The sequence below is a fragment of the Burkholderia crassaminum genome (assembly GCF_964265005.1).
Classification (GTDB): domain Bacteria; phylum Pseudomonadota; class Gammaproteobacteria; order Burkholderiales; family Burkholderiaceae; genus Burkholderia.
The window spans coordinates 2,691,834-2,710,964 of record NZ_OZ183799.1 but is presented as its reverse complement, the minus strand read 5'-3'; the positions used below and the strand labels follow the sequence as shown (position 1 = coordinate 2,710,964).

At 69.2% G+C, this 19,131-nt stretch carries 16 protein-coding genes; 14 read left to right on the top strand and 2 right to left on the bottom strand.

Annotated elements, in window-relative coordinates:
- The first annotated feature begins 151 nt into the window (after positions 1-151).
- The 14 genes from ACPTTF_RS12525 to ACPTTF_RS12460 all read left to right on the top strand — a co-directional run bounded on the left by ACPTTF_RS12525 (position 152) and on the right by ACPTTF_RS12460 (position 16,049).
- Positions 152-1,126 carry a quinone oxidoreductase family protein gene (locus ACPTTF_RS12525; RefSeq protein ID WP_423371339.1) on the top strand — a complete coding sequence of 325 codons (975 nt, stop codon included), beginning with the start codon at positions 152-154 and terminating at the stop codon, positions 1,124-1,126.
- Positions 1,127-1,426: 300 nt separating this feature from the next.
- Positions 1,427-1,519, top strand: coding sequence for a K(+)-transporting ATPase subunit F (kdpF, locus tag ACPTTF_RS12520; RefSeq protein WP_006752209.1), 93 nt, complete (start codon positions 1,427-1,429; stop codon positions 1,517-1,519).
- Complete coding sequence (gene kdpA, locus ACPTTF_RS12515) at positions 1,516-3,321, top strand: potassium-transporting ATPase subunit KdpA (RefSeq protein ID WP_423371338.1); 1,806 nt, start codon at positions 1,516-1,518, stop codon at positions 3,319-3,321. The genes kdpF and kdpA overlap by 4 nt, the downstream gene beginning before the upstream one ends.
- A gap of 54 nt (positions 3,322-3,375) precedes the next feature.
- Positions 3,376-5,460, top strand: a complete 2,085-nt coding sequence (gene kdpB / locus ACPTTF_RS12510; RefSeq protein ID WP_423371337.1) for a potassium-transporting ATPase subunit KdpB — start codon at positions 3,376-3,378, stop codon at positions 5,458-5,460.
- A 25-nt stretch (positions 5,461-5,485) separates the two neighbouring features.
- The gene (gene kdpC / locus ACPTTF_RS12505) at positions 5,486-6,067 is read left to right on the top strand and encodes a potassium-transporting ATPase subunit KdpC (protein ID WP_423371336.1); all 582 of its coding nucleotides are present in this window, start codon (positions 5,486-5,488) and stop codon (positions 6,065-6,067) included.
- 157 nt (positions 6,068-6,224) lie between these two features.
- Entirely contained in the window at positions 6,225-9,068 is a 2,844-nt protein-coding gene (locus ACPTTF_RS12500; RefSeq protein WP_423371335.1) for a DUF4118 domain-containing protein, read from the top strand.
- Entirely contained in the window at positions 9,061-9,759 is a 699-nt protein-coding gene (gene kdpE / locus ACPTTF_RS12495; protein ID WP_048249307.1) for a two-component system response regulator KdpE, read from the top strand. Before ACPTTF_RS12500 ends, kdpE begins: the two co-directional genes overlap by 8 nt.
- A 158-nt stretch (positions 9,760-9,917) precedes the next feature.
- A complete protein-coding gene (locus ACPTTF_RS12490) occupies positions 9,918-10,202 on the top strand; it encodes a putative hemolysin (protein ID WP_166960731.1) in 285 nt (94 codons plus the stop codon).
- A 162-nt stretch (positions 10,203-10,364) separates the two neighbouring features.
- Positions 10,365-10,685, top strand: coding sequence for a quaternary ammonium compound efflux SMR transporter SugE (sugE, locus tag ACPTTF_RS12485; protein WP_021161112.1), 321 nt, complete (start codon positions 10,365-10,367; stop codon positions 10,683-10,685).
- 226 nt (positions 10,686-10,911) lie between these two features.
- A complete protein-coding gene (locus ACPTTF_RS12480) occupies positions 10,912-11,529 on the top strand; it encodes a DUF4126 domain-containing protein (protein WP_021161113.1) in 618 nt (205 codons plus the stop codon).
- Positions 11,526-14,141 (top strand): ABC transporter permease, encoded by a 2,616-nt coding sequence (locus tag ACPTTF_RS12475; protein ID WP_423371334.1) that lies wholly within the window; start codon positions 11,526-11,528, stop codon positions 14,139-14,141. Before ACPTTF_RS12480 ends, ACPTTF_RS12475 begins: the two co-directional genes overlap by 4 nt.
- Before the next feature lie 43 nt (positions 14,142-14,184).
- The gene (locus ACPTTF_RS12470; RefSeq protein WP_166960725.1) at positions 14,185-14,595 is read left to right on the top strand and encodes a group II truncated hemoglobin; all 411 of its coding nucleotides are present in this window, start codon (positions 14,185-14,187) and stop codon (positions 14,593-14,595) included.
- Between the two features lie 105 nt (positions 14,596-14,700).
- Positions 14,701-15,432, top strand: a complete 732-nt coding sequence (locus ACPTTF_RS12465; protein ID WP_423371333.1) for an alanyl-tRNA editing protein — start codon at positions 14,701-14,703, stop codon at positions 15,430-15,432.
- Entirely contained in the window at positions 15,429-16,049 is a 621-nt protein-coding gene (locus ACPTTF_RS12460; RefSeq protein ID WP_423371332.1) for a DUF924 family protein, read from the top strand. Before ACPTTF_RS12465 ends, ACPTTF_RS12460 begins: the two co-directional genes overlap by 4 nt.
- A 185-nt stretch (positions 16,050-16,234) precedes the next feature.
- Here ACPTTF_RS12460 and ACPTTF_RS12455 read toward each other — a convergent pair whose 3' ends face one another.
- Both ACPTTF_RS12455 and ACPTTF_RS12450 read right to left on the bottom strand, forming a co-directional pair.
- The gene (locus ACPTTF_RS12455) at positions 16,235-18,127 is read right to left on the bottom strand and encodes an ArnT family glycosyltransferase (RefSeq protein ID WP_423371331.1); all 1,893 of its coding nucleotides are present in this window, start codon (positions 18,125-18,127) and stop codon (positions 16,235-16,237) included.
- A gap of 229 nt (positions 18,128-18,356) precedes the next feature.
- On the bottom strand, positions 18,357-19,118 hold the full coding sequence (locus tag ACPTTF_RS12450) for an SDR family oxidoreductase (RefSeq protein ID WP_423371330.1): 762 nt from the start codon (positions 19,116-19,118) through the stop codon (positions 18,357-18,359).
- Positions 19,119-19,131: the final 13 nt, after the last annotated feature.

Below are 19,131 nucleotides of genomic sequence, written 5' to 3'. Positions count from 1 at the left end.
TTGCGGTCAGGGCCATGCACGGACGGCGGCGTCGGGCGAGAATCGTGCATCGCGACGCGCGCCTGCCGCCGGCTGTTGCCTGCATCGGTCGGCGCCGCGCGTTGGCGATCCGACCATTTCCCTGACCGATAGAGAGACAAGGAGCGAAACGATGCCGAAAGCAATCCGATACGACCAGCCGGGCGGCCCGGACGTGATGAAATGGGTCGATGTCGAGGTCGGCGAGCCGAAGGCGGGTGAAGTCCGCATCCGGCAGCACGCGGTCGGGCTCAACTACATCGACGTGTATTTCCGCACCGGCCTTTATCCGCAGCCGCTGCCCGGCGGCCTCGGGATGGAGGCGGCGGGCGAGGTGACGGCCGTCGGCGACGGCGTGACCGCGCTCAAGGCGGGCGACCGCGTCGCGTACGTCGGACAGCCGCCGGGTGCGTATGCGCAGGAGCGTGTGATGCCGGCCGAGCGGCTCGTGAAGCTGCCGGACGGCATCAGCTACGACGACGCGGCGTCGGTGATGCTGCAGGGTCTCACCGCGCACTACCTGCTGCGCCGCACGTATCCGGTGAAGGCTGGCGACACGATCCTGATCCACGCGGCGGCCGGCGGCGTCGGCCTGCTCGTGTGCCAGTGGGCGAAGGCGCTCGGCGCAACCGTGATCGGCACGGTCGGCTCCGACGAGAAAGCCGCGCTCGCGAAGGCGCACGGCTGCGACCATCCGGTCGTCTACACGCGCGAGAACTTCACGCAGCGCGTGAAGGAGATCACGAACGGCGCGGGCGTGCCGGTCGTCTACGACTCGATCGGCAAGGACACCTACATCGGCTCGCTCGACAGCCTCGCGCCGCTCGGGCTGTTCGTCAGCTTCGGCAATGCGTCGGGCCCGCTGCCGCCGATCGACTCGAAGGAGTTCTCGTCGCGCGGCTCGCTGTTCTTCACGCGGCCAACGCTGTTCTCGTACATCGCGAAGCGCGCCGATCTCGAATCCGCGGCCACCGAGCTGTTCGACGTGATCCTGTCGGGCAAGGTGAAGACCAGCATCAACCAGCGCTATCCGCTCGCGGAAGTCGGCCGCGCGCATGAAGATCTCGAAGCGCGCAAAACCACCGGATCGACGATCCTCGTTCCCTGACCCGTCCCACCGTGCCGGCGCCATGCCGGCACGCGCCTTCGCGGGTGGCGCTTCGACGCCGCCCGTCCCGCCCCCGAATCGCCCCCGCCCTCGCGTTTACACGTTTTTTATATCCGCCCCGATACCTTTGACCCGTCCTTTACGTGCGTTCCCATAAGGTTCTACTCGTCTCACTTCGATGACGGAGAACACAAAAATGGATGGGGTATTTATCGGCGCCCTGGTGCTTTTCACCGCGCTGATCCTCGGTTTGGTTGCCGGTTGCGACAAGCTCGTGCAATACGGTCGCGGGGGGCGAGCATGACCTGGATGCTTTGGCTGGCGGGCGCTTCGACGGCCCTGCTGTTCGCGTATCTCGTCTTTGCGCTGCTGCGCGCGGAGGACATCGAATGAACGCGAACAATCTCTTTCAGACGCTGCTTTTCATCGTCGTGCTGCTCGCGGCGGCCGTACCGGTCGCGCGCTACCTGTCGGCGGTGATGGACGGCAGTTCGCGCGTCGTGCGCGTGTTCGGGCCGCTCGAGCGCGCGCTGTACCGCATCGCCGGCGTCGACGCCGGCAGCGAGATGAACTGGAAGCAGTACGCGATCGCGACGATCGCGTTCAACGCGCTCGGCGCGCTGTTTCTCTATGGCCTGCTGCGCCTGCAGGGCTTCCTGCCCGGCAACCCGCAGCAATTCGGCGCGATGACGGTCGACGGCGCGTTCAACACGGCCGTCAGCTTCGTCACCAACACGAACTGGCAGGACTACACGCCCGAGCAGACCGTCAGCTACCTGACGCAGATGCTCGGCCTGACCGTGCAGAACTTCCTGTCGGCGGCAACCGGCATCGTCGTCGTGATCGCGCTGATTCGCGGCTTCGCACGTCATACCGCGCAGACGATCGGCAACTTCTGGGTCGACCTGACACGCGTGACGATGTACGTGCTCGTGCCGATGTCGGTGGTGATCGCCGCGCTGCTGATGAGCCAGGGCGTGATCCAGAACATGAAGGCGTACCAGGACGTGCCGGTGCTGCAGGCGAGCACCTATGCGGCGCCGAAGCTCGACGCGCAGGGCAACCCGGTGAAGGACGACAAGGGCAACGCGGTCACGGTGCCGACTCCGCTCACGAAGCAGACGCTCGCGATGGGCCCGGTCGCGTCGCAGGAAGCGATCAAGATGCTCGGCACCAACGGTGGCGGTTTCTTCAACGCGAACTCCGCGCATCCGTACGAGAACCCGACGCCGTTCGCGAACTTCCTGCAGATCTTCTCGATCCTGATCATCCCGGCCGCGCTGTGTCTCGTGTTCGGTCGCGTGATCGGCGATCGCCGGCAGGGTATCGCGGTGCTCGCGGCGATGACGGTCGCGTTCGTGATCGCGATCGGCGTCGAGGTAAATGCCGAGCAGGGCGGCAACCCGACGCTCGCCGCGCTGCACGTCGATCAGTCGACGAGCGCGCTGCAGCCGGGCGGCAACATGGAAGGCAAGGAAACGCGCTTCGGCATCGCGCAGACCGGCATCTTCACGGTCGCGACGACGGCCGCGTCGTGCGGCGCGGTCGACACGATGCACGATTCGCTGACGCCGCTCGGCGGTCTCGTGCCGATGCTGCTGATGCAGCTCGGCGAGGTGATCTACGGCGGGGTCGGCTCGGGTCTCTACGGGATGCTCGTGTTCGCGCTGCTCGCCGTGTTCGTCGCGGGCCTGATGATCGGCCGCACGCCGGAGTACGTCGGCAAGAAGATCGAAGCGTACGAGATGAAGATGGTGTCGATCGTCGTGCTGCTCACGCCGCTGCTCGTGCTGGTCGGCACGTCGATCGCCGTGCTCGCCGATGCGGGCAAGGCCGGCATCGCGAACCCGGGCCCGCACGGCTTCTCGGAAATCCTGTACGCGTTCAGCTCGGCCGCCAACAACAACGGCAGCGCGTTCGCGGGCCTGACGGTCGGCACGCCGTTCTACAACTGGATGACCGCGATCGCGATGTGGTTCGGCCGCTTCGGCACGATCGTGCCGGTGCTGGCGATCGCCGGTTCGCTGGCCGCGAAGAAGCGCATCGCGGTGACGAGCGGCACGCTGCCGACGCACGGTCCGCTGTTCGTCGTGCTGCTGCTCGGCACCGTGCTGCTGGTGGGCGCGCTGACCTACGTGCCGGCGCTTGCGCTCGGCCCGGGCGTCGAGCACCTGATGATGTGGCTGGGCGCGTGATGCGCGCCCGCATGGCGACACATTGAAAAGACTGAAGAGATTGAAGAGATCGCAATGACTCAACATTCCGCAACACGGTCCATGTTCGATCCGGCGCTGCTGCGCCCGGCGATCGTGGACTCGTTCAAGAAACTCACGCCGCGCACGCAGTTCCGCAACCCGGTGATGTTCTGCGTGTACGTCGGCAGCATCCTGACCACGATCCTGTGGATCGCGGCGCTCGCCGGCCAGGCCGAGGCGCCGTCGGGCTTCATCCTCGCGATCGCGCTGTGGCTGTGGTTCACGGTACTGTTCGCGAACTTCGCCGAAGCGCTCGCCGAAGGGCGCTCGAAGGCGCAGGCCGCATCGCTGCGCAGCGCGAAGAAAGACGTGACGGCGAAGAAGCTCAACGAGCCGCATCCGAAGTCGCCGATCCGCATCACGACCGCAACCGAGCTGCGCCGTGGCGACGTCGTGCTCGTCGAAGCCGGCGACGTGATCCCGGCCGACGGCGAGGTGGTCGATGGCGTCGCGTCGGTCGACGAATCGGCAATCACCGGCGAATCCGCGCCGGTGATCCGCGAGTCGGGCGGCGACTTCTCGTCGGTGACGGGCGGCACACGCGTGCTGTCCGACTGGATCGTCGTCAAGGTCACCGCGAACCCCGGCGAGGCGTTCCTCGACCGGATGATCGCGATGGTCGAGGGCGCCAAGCGCAAGAAGACGCCGAACGAGATCGCGCTGACGATCCTGCTCGTCGCGCTGACCATCGTGATGCTGCTCGCGACCGCGACGCTGCTGCCGTTCTCGATGTTCTCGGTCGAAGCGATGAAGGCCGGCCACGTCGTGACGATCACCGCACTCGTTGCGCTGCTCGTGTGCCTGATCCCGACGACGATCGGCGGCCTCTTGTCCGCGATCGGCGTGGCCGGGATGAGCCGGATGATGCAGGCGAACGTGATCGCGACGTCAGGTCGCGCGGTGGAAGCGGCCGGCGACGTCGACGTGCTGCTGCTCGACAAGACCGGCACGATCACGCTCGGCAACCGCCAGGCATCGACGTTCGTGCCGGCGCCGGGCGTGACCGAGGAAGCGCTGGCCGATGCCGCGCAGCTGTCGTCGCTCGCCGACGAAACGCCGGAAGGCCGCAGCATCGTGGTACTGGCCAAGGAACGTTTCAACATTCGCCAGCGCGACATGGCGCAGCTGCACGCGACGTTCATCGGCTTCTCCGCGCAGACGCGGATGAGCGGCGTCGACCTTCCGGGTCGCGAGATCCGCAAGGGCGCTGCCGATGCGATCCGCAACTACGTCGAGACGCACGGCAGCCGCTTCCCGGAAGAAGTGCGTCGCGCGGTCGACGAGGTCGCGCGCCGCGGCAGCACGCCGCTCGTCGTGGCCGACCTGCATGAAGGGGCGGCGCGCGTGCTCGGCGTGATCGAGCTGAAGGACATCGTGAAGGGCGGCATCAAGGAGCGCTTCGCGGAGCTGCGCAAGATGGGCATCAAGACCGTGATGGTGACGGGCGACAACCGGCTGACGGCCGCGGCGATCGCGGCGGAAGCGGGGGTCGACGATTTCCTCGCGGAAGCGACGCCGGAAACCAAGCTCGCGACGATCCGCGAGCACCAGGCGGCCGGCCGGCTCGTCGCGATGACGGGCGACGGCACGAACGACGCGCCGGCGCTCGCGCAGGCCGACGTGGCGGTGGCGATGAACACGGGCACGCAGGCCGCGAAGGAAGCGGGCAACATGGTCGACCTCGACTCGAACCCGACGAAGCTGATCGAGATCGTCGAGATCGGCAAGCAGATGCTGATGACGCGCGGTTCGCTGACGACCTTCTCGATCGCGAACGACATCGCGAAGTACTTCGCGATCATCCCGGCCGCGTTCGTGACCACCTATCCGCAGCTGCGCGTGCTCGACATCATGCACCTGACGTCGCCGGCCTCCGCGATCCTGTCGGCGGTGATCTTCAATGCACTGATCATCGTCGCGCTGATCCCGCTCGCGCTGAAGGGCGTCACGTACCGGCCGCTCGGCGCCGCGTCGCTCCTGCGCCGCAACCTGCTGGTGTACGGCCTCGGTGGCGTGCTGCTGCCGTTCCCGTTCATCAAGCTGATCGACATGACGCTCGCTGCACTCGGCTGGGCCTGAACCGGCCGCCATTGAAGGAAACATCATGAAAACGTTGATTCGCCCGCTCGTCGTGCTGTTTGTCGTCCTGACCGCCGTGACGGGTCTTGCTTACCCGGCCGTGATGACCGTGTTCGGCCAGGCCGTGTTCCCGTCGCAGGCGAACGGCAGCCTGATCGAGAAGGACGGCAAGGTGGTCGGCTCCGCGCTGATCGGCCAGCAGTTCGACGCGCCGAAATACTTCTGGGGCCGGCTGTCGGCCACCGCGCCGATGCCGTATAACGCGACCGGCTCCGGCGGCTCGAACCTCGGCCCGCTGAACCCGTCGCTCGCCGACCAGGTGAAGGGGCGCATCACCGCGCTGCGCGACGCCGGCACCGACATGTCGAAGCCCGTGCCGGTCGACCTCGTGACGGCATCGGCAAGCGGCCTCGATCCGGAGATCACGCCGGCCGCCGCCGCGTACCAGGTCGAGCGCGTCGCGAAGGCGCGCAACCTGGCGCCCGACGCGGTCGCGCAGCTCGTCGCCGCGAACACGGCCGGCCGCCAGTTCGGCGTGCTCGGCGAGGCGCGCGTGAACGTGCTGAAGCTGAACCTCGCGCTCGACGCGGCGCAGGCCGCGCACTGACCGGGCGCACGGCGCGGCAACCGGCGTCCGGTGCGGCCAGATCCGCGCCGGACGCACCATTTTCCCGACGGCGCATGCGCCGTCTTTGCCTTTTGCGGCGATTTGGAACAACAATGCTCGTACTCGCGCGCATCCGGGCGCTCCGCCTTCCTGACGCATGAACCGTCCAGATCCAGACCAACTCCTCGACAAGCTGCAGCGAGACGAAGAAAAGCAGCGCCGCGGCCAGCTCAAGATCTTCTTCGGCGCATCGGCCGGTGTCGGCAAGACCTACGCGATGCTGCAGGCCGCGCGCCAGCGCCTGCAGGAAGGCGTCGACGTCGTCGTCGGCATCGTCGAGACCCACGGTCGCAGCGAAACCGCCGCACTGCTCGGCGGCCTCGACGTGCTGCCGCTCGCGCGCATCGACTATCGCGGCCGCACGCTCGCCGAATTCGATCTCGACGGCGCGCTCGCGCGCCAGCCGCAACTGATCCTCGTCGACGAACTCGCGCATTCGAACGTGCAGGGCGCGCGGCACCTGAAGCGCTGGCAGGATGTGTACGAGCTGCTCGACGCGGGCATCGACGTGTATACGACCGTCAACGTCCAGCACCTCGAAAGCCTGAACGACGTGGTCGGCGCGATCACCGGCATCCGCGTGTGGGAGACCGTGCCCGACCGCGTGTTCGACGCGGCCGACGAAGTCACGCTCGTCGACCTGCCGGCCGAGGAACTGCTCGAGCGGATGCGCGACGGCAAGGTCTATCTCGCGCAGCAGGCCGAGCGCGCGGTGCGCAACTTCTTCCGCAAGGGCAACCTGATCGCGCTGCGCGAACTCGCGCTGCGACGCACGGCCGATCGCGTCGACGCGCAGATGCGCGAATACCGCGCCGACCGCTCGATCCAGCGCATCTGGCAGGCGCGCGAGCGGCTGCTCGTGTGCGTCGGGCCCGGCGCCGAGGCGCCGACGCTCGTGCGCGCGGCCGCACGGCTCGCCGCGAGCCTGAAGGCCGACTGGATTGCCGTGTATGTCGAGACGCCGCGCCTGCAGCGGCTGCCCGACGCGCAGCGGCAGCGCACGCTCGACGCGCTGAAGCTCGCGGCCGAGCTGGGCGCCGAGACGGCTACGCTGGCTGGCACCGACGCAGTCGCCGCGCTGATCGGCTATGCGAAGGTGCGCAACGTGTCGAAGATCGTCGCGGGCGGCTCGCCGAAGGTCGGGCTCATGCGCCGCTTCGCGCGGCCGTTCGGCGAGAAGCTCGCCGAGCGCGCGGGCGACGTCGACCTGATGCTGATCCGCGCGTCGGCGAGCGACGAGGCGCGCGCCGCGCCGCTCGACGCGCGTGCGCGCGACTGGCGCGACGCGTTCGCGCAGTTCGGCACGCATCGTTCGCCGCCGCGGCACTACGCGTACGCGGCCGCGATCTGCGCGGCGATCACGGTCGTCGCGAGCCTCGTGTCCGAGCGGCTCGACCTCACGAACCTCGTGATGCTGTACCTGCTCGGCGTCGTGTTCTCGGCCGTGCGGCTCGGGCGCGGCCCGGGCGTGCTGCAGTCGTTCCTGTCGGTGGCGGCGTTCGATTACTTCTTCGTGCCGCCGCGCATGTCGTTCTCGGTCAGCGACACGCAATACCTGCTGACCTTCTTCGGGATGCTGCTGACGTCGCTCGTGATCAGCCACCTGACGTCGACGCTGACGCGCCAGGCGAGCGTCGCGCAGCGCCGCGAGCGCCGCACCGGTGCGATCTACGCGATGGCGCGCGAGCTGGGCGCGGCGCTGACGACCGAGCAGATCGTCGAGATCGGCAGCCGCCACGTGGGCGAGGTGTTCCGCGCGCGCGTCGCGTTCCTGCTGCCCGACAGCGCGGACAAGGTGCGCCAGAAGATCGAGGAGCCCGACGCGGCCGTCACGCTGACGGGCGCCGATCTCGACAGCGACGTCGGCCAGTGGGTGTACGACCAGCAGAAGCCGGCCGGCCGCGGCACGGATACCTTGCCCGCGACGGTCGCGCTGTACCTGCCGCTGAAGGCGCCAATGCGCACGCGCGGCGTGCTCGCGGTCGCGTCACGCGAGCCGCGCGAGCTCGAGGTGCCCGAGCAGCAGCGGATGCTCGACGCATTCGCCGCGCAGATCGCGCTCGCGCTCGAACGCGTGCACTACGTCGAAATCGCGCGCGACGCGCTCGTCAACATGGAATCCGAGCGGCTGCGCAACTCGCTGCTGTCGGCGATCTCGCACGACCTGCGCACGCCGCTCACGACGATCGTCGGCTTCTCGTCGATGCTCGCGAACGGGCGCGCGGCCGCGCAGGGCGGCGACACCGCGGCGGCCGAACGCTTTGCGCAGCGCGAGGGCGAACTCGTCGACGCGATTCATGACGAGGCACTGCGGATGACGGGCATCGTCACGAACCTGCTCGACATGGCGCGGCTGCAGGCCGGCAGCCTGCAGCTCAAGCGCCAGTGGTCGCTGCTCGAGGAAACCGTCGGCGCCGCACTCGCCGCATGCAAGCGCGTGCTCGTGCGCCATCCCGCGCGCGTCGTGCTGCCGGCCGACCTGCCGCTCCTGCAGATGGACGCGGTGCTGATGGAACGCCTGTTCACCAACCTGTTTGAAAACGCGGCGAAGTACACACCGCCCGATGCGCCGCTCGACATCGGCGCCGAGCGCGTGACCGAAGACGGGCTGCCGTTCGTTCGCGTGCATGTCGACGATTACGGCGCGGGTTTGCCGGCCGGCATGGAAACGCGCATCTTCGACAAGTTCACGCGCGGCGAGAAGGAATCGGCGACGCCGGGCATCGGGCTTGGCCTTGCGATCTGCCGCGCGATCGTCGAGGCGCACGGCGGTAAAATCGGCGCGCTCAACCGCACCGCACCCGACGGCCATGTGACGGGCGCGCGCTTCTGGTTCACGCTGCCGGTCGAGACGCCGCCAGCCGCGCCTGCCGTGCCCGACGACGAACCCGATGTGCCGGGCGCATCGTCCCCATCCGAGTCATTGCCAGACCATGAGTGAACCCAGCCTGACCGTTGTCCTGATCGAGGACGAAAAGCAGATCCGCCGTTTCGTGCGCGCCGCGCTCGAAGAGGAGGACATCGCCGTGTTCGAGGCCGAGACGGGCAAACAGGGGCTGATCGACGCGGCGACGCGCAAGCCCGATCTCGTGATCGTCGACCTCGGCTTGCCCGATACCGACGGCCTCGACGTGATCCGCGAACTGCGCGGCTGGTCCGAGGTGCCGGTGATCGTACTGTCTGCGCGAACCCAGGAAGAAGAGAAGGTCGCGGCGCTCGACGCGGGCGCCGACGATTACCTCACCAAGCCGTTCGGTGTGTCCGAGCTGCGCGCACGGATTCGCGCGCAACTGCGTCGGCGCAACCAGGGCGGCGCGAACGAGTCGCCGAAGGTGAGCTTCGGCACCGTGATCGTGGATCTCGCGCTGCGCCAGGTTTGGCGCGACAACGAGATCGTGCACCTGACGCCGCTCGAATACCGGCTGCTCGCCACGCTCGTGCGGCACGCGGGACGCGTGCTCACGCACCGGCAGCTGCTGCGCGACGTGTGGGGGCCGTCGCATGTCGAAAGCCACCACTACCTGCGCATCTACATGGCGCACCTGCGCCAGAAGCTCGAGCGCGACCCGGCGCAGCCCGAGTACATCGTCACCGAGACGGGCGTCGGATACCGGCTCGTCGGCGCCGCATGACGGGGCCGGCCGGGCTGCCGCGGCGCACGTGCGCGTGACGTCGCGCGCCGGCAGGGTTGCGTCGGCGCGACAGTCGCGCGGCCTGCGCGCGCGGTGCACACCCGGCGCTCATTCCCCGTTATCCTGACCGTTCCGCGAACGAAAACGAGGAGCGTGCAATGTCCGTCCGTCTGGTCGTCATCTGTGCGCTGGCGCTTGCTGCGTCTGGCGCGTTCGCCCAACCGCTGCCGCCCGGGCAGCAACCGTCGTCGCCCCAGCAGGCGATGGCCAATCCCGCGTCGGTCAATTGCGCCAAGCTCGGCGGCCGCCACACGATCCGCAACCTGTCGAGCGGGCAGGTCGGAATGTGCGTGTTCAAGGACGGCCGCGTGTGCGAGGAGTGGGCGCTGTACCGCGACGACCGCTGCGTCGGCGGCGCCACGCCGAAGCGCGTATCGAACTGACCGAACTGACCGGGCCCGGCCGATCGCGCCCCCGATCGGCCGCCGGCCTGCCCCGCAGCCGGCGCGTCCGTAAGCATCTTGTTATACTCGGCGCCGCCCGGGGACGACCCCGGGCCATTCGCTTCAACGGGGACGGCCCCATCCGATACGGAGTACGTCGAGATGGCGTGGGTATGGTTGTTGATTGCCGGTTTGCTGGAAGTGGCCTGGGCGGCCGGCCTGAAATCGTCGGACGGCTTCACGAAGCTCGGTCCGTCGGTGTTTACGATCGTGACGGCGCTGGCCAGCTTCGGGCTGCTCGCGGTCGCGATGCGCCAGTTGCCGCTCGGCACCGCGTACGCGGTGTGGACGGGCATTGGCGCGGTCGGCGCGTTCGTGTTCGGCATCGTGATGATGGGCGAGGCGCTGACCGTCGCGCGCGTCGCGAGCGCCGCGCTGATCGTCGCGGGGCTGATCGGCCTCAAGCTGTCGTCGGCTGCCTGACGTCGGCATCCGGGCGTCGGCACCCGGGCGCATGTGTGCCCGGGATGTCGCGCTGCGGAATTGCGCCGGTCACTCGGATAGCCTGTCTATAATGGAACGCATTCGGGCCTGAATACCGTCGTGCTTCTCGCGGCACACGGTGCCGGTCGCCACGCGCCGCGCGGCCGGTCTGTCCGACCCGATCCGATCAATCGGCAAATCGCACGGAAAGTGCAAGGAGAGGGCGATGATCGAAGCCATTTCGCTCGGCGCGGGGCTCGCGTGGGCGAGCGGCCTGCGCCTGTACCTGACCGTGCTGATCGCCGGCCTGCTGGCGCGGTTCGGCTGGCTCCACCTGCCCGACACGTTGGCCGTCCTGATGTCGCCGTGGGTCATCGGCGCGGCGGCCGTGCTCACCGTCACCGAATTCCTGGCCGACAAGATCCCCGCGTTCGACTCGCTGTGGGATGCCGTGCACACCTTCATCCGCATCCCGGCCGGCGCCGTGCTCGCCGCCGGCGCGCTCGGCCATGCCGATCCGACCGTGCTCGCGGTCGCGGGGCTCGCCGGCGGCTCGCTCGCCGGTGCCGCGCACGTGGCGAAGGCCGGCACGCGCGCGCTGATCAACCTGTCTCCCGAACCGATTTCGAACTGGGTCGCATCGTCGACCGAGGATGGCCTCGTGGTCGGCGGGCTCGTGCTCGCGTTCTTCGTGCCGCTCGCCTTCCTCGTGCTGCTCGCCGCGTTCATCGCGGCTTCCGCGTGGGCGCTCCCGCGCCTGTGGCGTGGTGTCTCGGGCGGCTTTCGCGGCATGGCGAACCACATGGTGTCGCGGCTGAACTCGATCGGGGGGAAGCGCGATTGAAGGGGCAGCAACACGCGGCGCAGCCGCCGGCCGGGCAACCCGGCCATGAGGTACCCGCGCATGCCGGCCGCTTCGGCCTCGGCGACCTGATCCGCCAGGCCGCACGCATGACCGCGCGCGACTGGCGCGCGGGCGAGTTGACGCTGCTCGTCCTCGCATTGGTGCTCGCGGTCGCGGCGCTGACGAGTGTCGGCTTCCTCGCCGACCGGCTGCGCCAGGGGCTCGAGCGCGACGCGCGCCAGATGCTCGGCGCCGATTTCGTTGTGCGGGCCGATCGCCTCGTCGATCCGTCGTTCGACCGGCAGGCCCGCGCGCTTGGCCTGCGTACCGCGACGACCGCGATCTTCCCGAGCATGATCGCGTCCGCCACGGGCGGGCGGGCGACCGACGCGGCGCCCTCGCGCCTCGCGGCCGTGAAGGCCGTGTCGCCCGGGTATCCGTTGCGCGGCGCGGTGGACATCGTGCCGGCCGGCGCCACCGCCGTGCAGAAGGCGGCCGCGATACCTGCGCCCGGTACCGTGTGGGCCGATCCCGCGCTGCTCGATGCGCTGCACCTGAAGGCGGGCGATACGGTGCGCGTCGGGCTGCGTACGTTCAAGGTTGCCGCATCGATCTCCCGTGAACTCGATCGCGGGTTTTCGTTCGTCAATTTTTCGCCGCGGCTGATGATGCGCGCGGATGAACTCGCCGCGACGGGGCTCACGGGTTACGGCAGCCGTGTCACGTACCGGCTGCTGGTCGCCGGTGATCAGCCGGCCATCACGCGCTTCGAAGCGTATGCGCACGCACGCGTCGACGGCGGGAAACTGCGCGGCGTCGGTCTCGAATCGTTGCAGGAAGGCCAGCCGCAGGTGCGGCAGACGCTGGATCGCGCGCGCCACTTCCTGACGCTCGTCGCACTGCTCACCGCGCTGCTTGCGGCAGTCGCCATCGCGATGGCCGCGCAGCGCTACATGCGGCGCCACCTTGATGGCTGCGCGACGATGCGCTGTCTCGGCGTGAGCCGCCGCACGCTCGGCGCGTTGTTCGCGCTCGAATTCGCCGGCATCGGGATCGTATCCGGCGCCGCAGGCGCGGTGCTCGGCTACGGCGGCCACTGGGCGTTGCTGGCCGCGCTCGGCGGCCTGATCGACGTGGTGCTGCCGCCACCCACGCTGTGGCCGGCGCTGATCGGCGTGGGCGCTGCGCTCGTGCTGCTGCTCGGCTTCGCGCTGCCGCCGCTCGTGCCGCTCACGCGTGTGCCGCCGGTGCGGGTGCTGCGGCGCGAGTGGGGCGATGCGTCGCGCACCGCGTGGGCTGCGTATGCGATCGGCGTCGTGCTGTTCGCGGGGCTGCTGATCGTGGCCGCCGGCAACCTGAAGCTCGGGCTGATCGTCGCGGGCGGTTTCGCCGGCGCGCTGGTCGGTTTCGCGCTGATCGCACGGCTCGTGCTGTTCGCCGCCGCACGCGCGGTGCGCAATGCGCGCGTGGCCGCGGGCGTCGGCTGGCGTTACGCGCTCGCGTCGCTGCACCGGCGCGGCACGGCCAGCGCGCTGCAGATCACCGCGCTCGCGCTCGGCCTGATGTGCCTGCTGTTGATCGCGATCACGCGCAACGACCTCGTCGCGGGCTGGCGGCAGTCGACGCCGCCCGATGCGCCGAACCAGTTCCTGATCGACATCCAGCCCGACCAGCGCGCCGACGTCGCGGCCTACCTGACCGCGCACGGCGTGCGCGACGCAGTACCCGCGCCGATGGTGCGCGGCCGCCTCGTCGCGATCAACGGCAAGCCGGTGAACCCTGACGCGTACCCGTCCGACGAGGCGCGCCGGCTTGTCGACCGCGAGTTCAACCTGTCTTATACGACCGAGCTGCCGTCCGACAACCGGATCGTCGAAGGCGACTGGTTCGGCACCGCGGCCACGCCACAGATCTCGATCGAGGCCGGCCTCGCGAAGACGCTGAACGTGAAGCCTGGCGACGTGCTGCGCTTCGACGTGACGGGGCTGACGGTCGACGCGCCGATCACGAGCGTGCGCAAGCTCGACTGGGGCTCGTTCCGCGTCAATTTCTTCGTGCTGATGCCGCCGCCGGTGTTGAAGGATTTTCCGGCCGTGTACCTGACGAGCTTCCATTTGCCGGCATCGGACGCCGCGCTGCTCGATCCGTTGATCGCGCGCTACCCGAACCTGACCGCGATCGACGTCGCGCCGATCCTCGCGCAGTTGCAGCGGATGATGCTGCAGGTGGTCGGTGCGGTGCAGTTCCTGTTCGCGTTCACGCTCGCGGCCGGTGTGCTCGTGCTGTACACGGCGCTGGCCGGCTCGCGCGACGAGCGTGTGCGCGAGGCTGCGCTGCTGCGCGCGCTCGGCGCGTCGCGTGCGCAGGTCAATGCGGTGCAGCGCGCGGAATTCGTCGTGGTCGGCGCACTGGCCGGCGCGCTGGCGTCAGCGGGCGCGATCGCGGTCGGCTGGGTGCTCGCGTCGCGCGTGTTCGACTTCCAGCTCGCCGTCGATCCGTGGCTCGTGCCGGCCGGCATCGCGGCTGGCGCCGCGTGCGCCGGTGCGGCTGGCTGGCTGAGCCTGCATAATGTGTTGCGGCGCCCCGCGCTGCAGTCGCTGCGCGACGCATGAGCGTCGCCGGCGGCCCCGAAGATCCCGTTTTCCGACTATCCGTATGACCGATGTGAATGATGATGCGCCGTCGCAGCCGACGGCGTTCGAGCTCGTGGGCGGTGAAGCCCGCGTACGCGAAATGGTGGACCGCTTTTACGACCTGATGGACCTGGAGCCCGAGTTCGCGCAGATTCGCGCGGTGCACCCGCCGTCGCTCGACGGTTCGCGCGACAAGCTGTTCTGGTTCCTGTGCGGCTGGCTCGGCGGCCCCGACCACTACATCAGCCGGTTCGGCCATCCGCGGCTGCGCGCGCGGCACCTGCCGTTCCCGATCGCGTCGGTCGAACGCGACCAGTGGCTGCGCTGCATGGCGTGGGCGATGGAGGATGTCGGGCTGCCCGAACCGCTGCGCGAGCGGCTCATGCATTCGTTCTACGAAACGGCCGACTGGATGCGCAACCGGCCCGGTTGATCGACCGGTACGCCGCTGCCTGTGCGCGGGACGATCTGCGTCTGGGCGCGTGCGCCGCGCGGCGCGACACTGGCCGCTTTCCCCAATCGATACGAGGCTCGCCCGATGACGACACAAGCGCTGTTTCGCGAAGACGCGTACCTCACGCAATGCGACGCGGTCGTCCTGGCCGTCGGCGACGACGGCATCCGGCTCGACCGCACCGTGTTCTATCCGCTCGGCGGCGGCCAGGCCGGCGACACCGGCACGCTGACGCTGCCCGACGGCAGCACGATCGCGATTGCCGATACGCGCAAGGCAAAGTTCGACGGCGCGACGCCCGACGATGCCGTGCACGTGCCCGCACCCGGGCAGGAGGCGCGTGTCGCGGCGCTCGTGCCCGGCACGCGCGTCGCCGCGGAGATCGACTGGCTGCGCCGCTACCGCCACATGCGCCTGCATACCGCCGCGCACCTGATGTGCGCGGTGCTGCCGTACGCGGTCGACGGCTGCAGCGTGACGGCCGACTACGTGCGCCTCGATTTCGCGACGTCAGATTCGATCGACCGCGACGACGTCGAGCGGCGTCTCGCAGGCCTTGTTGTCGGTGCGCACCCGGTTACGACCGAATGGATCACCGACGACGAGATGGCCGAGCGGCCCGAACTCGTGCGCACGATGAGCGTGAAGCCGCCGATGGGCCTCGGCCGGGTGCGGCTGCTGCGCATCGAGCATGTCGACCTGCAGCCGTGCGGCGGCACGCATGTGCGCAACACGTCCGAAATCGGCGAGCTGCGGGTCGCGAAACTGGAAAAGAAGAGCGCGCGGACACGGCGCCTCGTACTGGAGTTTGCATGACGATTGAAGTCACCAGCAATGCGGGCGCAGCGACGCTCGATCCACAAGCGCGGGAGATTCTGGATTTCTGGTTCGGCGAGCCGGGCTCGGCCGAATTCGGGCAGGAACGCAAGGTGTGGTTCAACGGCGGCGCGGCGTTCGACGACGTGCTGCGCGCGCGCTACGGCGCGCTGCTCGACGCCGCCTGCGACGGCGCCTGCGATCACTGGGCCGACTCGCCGTCGGGTGCGCTGGCGTTGATCGTCGTGCTGGACCAGTTCTCGCGCAACATCCATCGCGGCACGCCGCGCGCGTTTGCCGCCGATCCGAAGGCGCTCGTGCTCGCGCGCCGTGTCGTCGCGGCCGGCTGGGACGTGCAGTTGCCGAGCGGTCATCACCGCGCGTTCGCGTATCTGCCGTTCGAGCACGACGAATCGGTCGAGAGCCAGCGCGAGGCCGTGCGCCTGTGCGCGGGCATCCGCGACGAGGCAGGGTGCGAGAGCTATCACCGCTTCGCGTTGCTGCACGCGGCCGTCGTCGAGCGCTTCGGCCGCTTTCCGCACCGGAACGCGATTCTCGGTCGTGCGTCGAGCGACGAGGAGACGGCGTTTCTTCGCGAGCCCGGTTCCTCGTTCTGAAGATCCGGGCAGTCGAGCGATAAGGGGAGGGGGCAGGCCCGCGGCGTCACACGGGCACCGTGTCGGCCGGGAGCGCCGGTTGGCGGCGCGCATTTCCCGGCGGCTGTTCGCGGATCAGGCGGTGGTGCTCACCGCTCCACGCCTGGCATGAGGGCAGGCCCGACGGCGCGCCGTGGCGCCGTGCATTACTGCAGGTGCTGCTCAGGCGTGCGCACGTAGACGCGCAGCAGTTCGTCGTTGTCGCCCGGGCGGGCGCCCGTCCAGAACAGTTTCCATTCGCTGCCGGGCGCCGGATCGACGGCCCGCACACCCTGGACGATCATCCAGGTGCAGCGCGTCGTCTTCGCGTCGTCGATCGGCGTGTGCTGGATGCCGGAGAAGTAGTACAGCATCGGCGCTTCCGATTCGCCGAGCCCGTGCAGGCTCGCCATGCAGTCGCCGTCGTTCCATTCGAGCGCGAGGTGCGCGTTCAGGTCGTCGAACACCGAGCGGTAGCTCTTCGCGACGTCGAGCCACGGCAGAAGCAGCGTGTAAATGAGCCCCCATGCGACGAGTGCGCCGGCGCCCCACGACAGCGCACCGCGCCAGAGGCCCGTCGCGCGCAGCTTCGGCAGCAGCGTCAGCCAGCCGACCGTCAGCGCGAGCGCGCCGATCACGAGCGCGGGTTCGATCGGCATCGTCCAGTCGAGCGGCAGCCAGCGGCCGAGTAGTGCGAGATCCGTGCGCGACGCGGCCGGATTGGCCATCACCGCCCAGATTGCCCATGCGAGCGCAGCGGCCGTGCCGAACAGGATGCGGCTCAGGTAATCCCACGCGAGATGCAGCCGGCGCGGCAGGCGTTCGATGGCCTGCGCGGCGACCAGCGCGAGCGGTGCGAAGAACGGCAGGATGTAGAGCTGGCGCGACGTTGCGGACACTTGCAACACGACGAGACCGATGCCGGCAAACATAACGGGCAGCGCCACGCGCGGCGTGCGCCAGTCGCGCCACACACCGCGCGCGAGCGCGACGATCGCGAGCGGCGCGACCGGGAAGCCGACGAGCAGGAACGCGCGAAGGATGAAGAACGGCTTGTCGTTTTCCGCGCCCAGTTCGGGAACGGAGAAGCCGAAGAAGCGGCCGACGTTGTTATCCCAGAACCACGTCATGAACAGCGTCTCGGAGCGCAGGAACAGCGCGATCGGCCAGATGAGCGCGAATGGCGCGAACACGAGCGCGGCGACGCCGAGCGAGCGCGCGAACGAGCGGGTGCGGCAGGCCGGATAGAGCACCAGCGTGCCGACGAGCGTGGCCGCGAACACGAGCGGCACGAACAGCCCCTTCGTCATCAGTGCAATGCCGACGCCCGCGCCGAAGATCGGCGCGGCCCAGCGGCCCGACGGCCGGACCGGCAGCCCGTGGCGCATCTGCTGCGCGCGCGCGACGTGCTGCATCACGAGCTCGAGCAGCCCGCTAAAGCCGATTGCCGTGCCGGCGAACAGCGCGACGTCGGTCATCATGTCGTGCACGTGCTTGATGACGACGAGCGTGCCCGCGCTCAACACGACGGGGCCGATCACGCGCAGGTCGAACCAGGAGTCCGCGCGGCTGGCGACGCGCGCCGCGCGCGCGATGAAGCCGAACGCGAGCGCGGCAAAAAGCGCGCTCGCGAGTCGCGCCGCGTCGTGCAGCGGCATTACGCGCTGCAGCAGCCATGCGAGGCTGGTCGCGACCCACGCGTAAAGCGGCGGCTTTTCCATGAACGGCAGGCCGGCATTGGTCGGTACGACGAAGTCGCCCGTCTCGAGCATGTGCTGGATGATGCCGAACGTGTAGGTTTCGTCCTGCTTCCACGGATCGTGACCGAGCACGCCCGGCAGCGCATACGCGCAGATCAGCGCAGCGACGAACAGCCATGCGCGCCAGCCGAGCAGGAGCGAGCGCTCGTGCGTCGTGCTGGTTGCTGCAGTCGAGGCGGCGACGGGCGTGCCGGCGGCGTCGAGCGTTGCCGTGAGGTCGGCGTCGGCGGTCGAGCGGGTGTGCTGAGCCGGAGCGGGCACAGACGTGCGTCGCCGGCTGGGCGCTGCGGTTCCAGGCATGGAAGGAATCTCGGGTCGAGTCGAGCCGGTCCGGCGGCATGGGCAGGACCGATTGGGGTCACATCAAGGGGTAGCGGACGGGCGTTTATGAGACCTGTCTGAATGTCCGCTAGTAGACCACGGAATTGTTACGGAGGTTTACCGATCGTGTCACGGAATTGTGGAGATTTGTGGTGCCGTAACGACGGATTGTTTCGGGCGGCGGCTTTTGATGCGCCGCTGTGCGGAATTACCGGCCGCCGCCGACGTCGAGCAGGGCGCCCGTCGTGTAAGAAGCCGCGTCGCCAAGCAGCCAGACGATCGCTTCGGCGATCTCCTGCGCTTCACCCGCGCGGCCAAGCGGCGTCGTTGCACCGAGGCGGGCCGCACGGCCCGGCTGGCCGCCGCTCGCGTGAATTTCGGTCTCGATCAGGCCGGGGCGTACCGCGTTGACGCGCACGCCGTGCGGGCCGAGTTCCTTCGCAAGGCCGATCGTCAGCGAGTCGACCGCGCCTTTCGAGCCCGCGTAGTCGACGTATTCGTTCGGCGCGCCGAGCCGGGAGGCGATCGACGATACGTTGACGATCGCGCCGCCGCGGCCGCCACGGTCGGTGGACAGCCGGCGCGCGGCTTCGCGCGCGCACAGGTACGCGCCGAGCACGTTGGTGTCGAACATCCGCCGCAGCCGGTCGGTCGGCATGTCGGCGAGCGGCATCGACGGCGCGACGATGCCCGCGTTGTTGACCAGCGCGTCGACGCGGCCGAATGCGGCCGTGACGGTGTCGAACATCGCGACGACGTCGGCTTCGTTCGCGACGTCGCCCGCGACGACGCACGCACGGCCGCCCGCGTCGCGGACGGCCTGCGCGGTGAGTTCGGCCGCCGCCGCGTCGCGCGCGTAGTTGATGCCGACGTCCCAGCCGCGCTCGGCCGCGAGCACGGCGGTTGCGCGGCCGATGCCACGGCTCGCGCCGGTGATGAGGACTGCCTTGCGGTCGGACGGTGCGGTCATTGCGTGCGGGTTC

Bases quoted from the DNA above. Each gene is read 5' to 3' on its own strand.
- ACPTTF_RS12500 (WP_423371335.1), top strand. From the start codon at position 6,225: ATGAACCGTCCAGATCCAGACCAACTCCTCGACAAGCTGCAGCGAGAC.
- ACPTTF_RS12525 (WP_423371339.1), top strand. From the start codon at position 152: ATGCCGAAAGCAATCCGATACGACCAGCCGGGCGGCCCGGACGTGATG.
- kdpE (WP_048249307.1), top strand. From the start codon at position 9,061: ATGAGTGAACCCAGCCTGACCGTTGTCCTGATCGAGGACGAAAAGCAG.
- ACPTTF_RS12490 (WP_166960731.1), top strand. From the start codon at position 9,918: ATGTCCGTCCGTCTGGTCGTCATCTGTGCGCTGGCGCTTGCTGCGTCT.
- ACPTTF_RS12480 (WP_021161113.1), top strand. From the start codon at position 10,912: ATGATCGAAGCCATTTCGCTCGGCGCGGGGCTCGCGTGGGCGAGCGGC.
- ACPTTF_RS12455 (WP_423371331.1), bottom strand. From the start codon at position 18,127: ATGCCTGGAACCGCAGCGCCCAGCCGGCGACGCACGTCTGTGCCCGCT.
- ACPTTF_RS12450 (WP_423371330.1), bottom strand. From the start codon at position 19,118: ATGACCGCACCGTCCGACCGCAAGGCAGTCCTCATCACCGGCGCGAGC.
- ACPTTF_RS12465 (WP_423371333.1), top strand. From the start codon at position 14,701: ATGACGACACAAGCGCTGTTTCGCGAAGACGCGTACCTCACGCAATGC.
- kdpF (WP_006752209.1), top strand. From the start codon at position 1,427: ATGACCTGGATGCTTTGGCTGGCGGGCGCTTCGACGGCCCTGCTGTTC.
- kdpA (WP_423371338.1), top strand. From the start codon at position 1,516: ATGAACGCGAACAATCTCTTTCAGACGCTGCTTTTCATCGTCGTGCTG.
- kdpB (WP_423371337.1), top strand. From the start codon at position 3,376: ATGACTCAACATTCCGCAACACGGTCCATGTTCGATCCGGCGCTGCTG.
- kdpC (WP_423371336.1), top strand. From the start codon at position 5,486: ATGAAAACGTTGATTCGCCCGCTCGTCGTGCTGTTTGTCGTCCTGACC.
- ACPTTF_RS12460 (WP_423371332.1), top strand. From the start codon at position 15,429: ATGACGATTGAAGTCACCAGCAATGCGGGCGCAGCGACGCTCGATCCA.
- sugE (WP_021161112.1), top strand. From the start codon at position 10,365: ATGGCGTGGGTATGGTTGTTGATTGCCGGTTTGCTGGAAGTGGCCTGG.
- ACPTTF_RS12470 (WP_166960725.1), top strand. From the start codon at position 14,185: ATGACCGATGTGAATGATGATGCGCCGTCGCAGCCGACGGCGTTCGAG.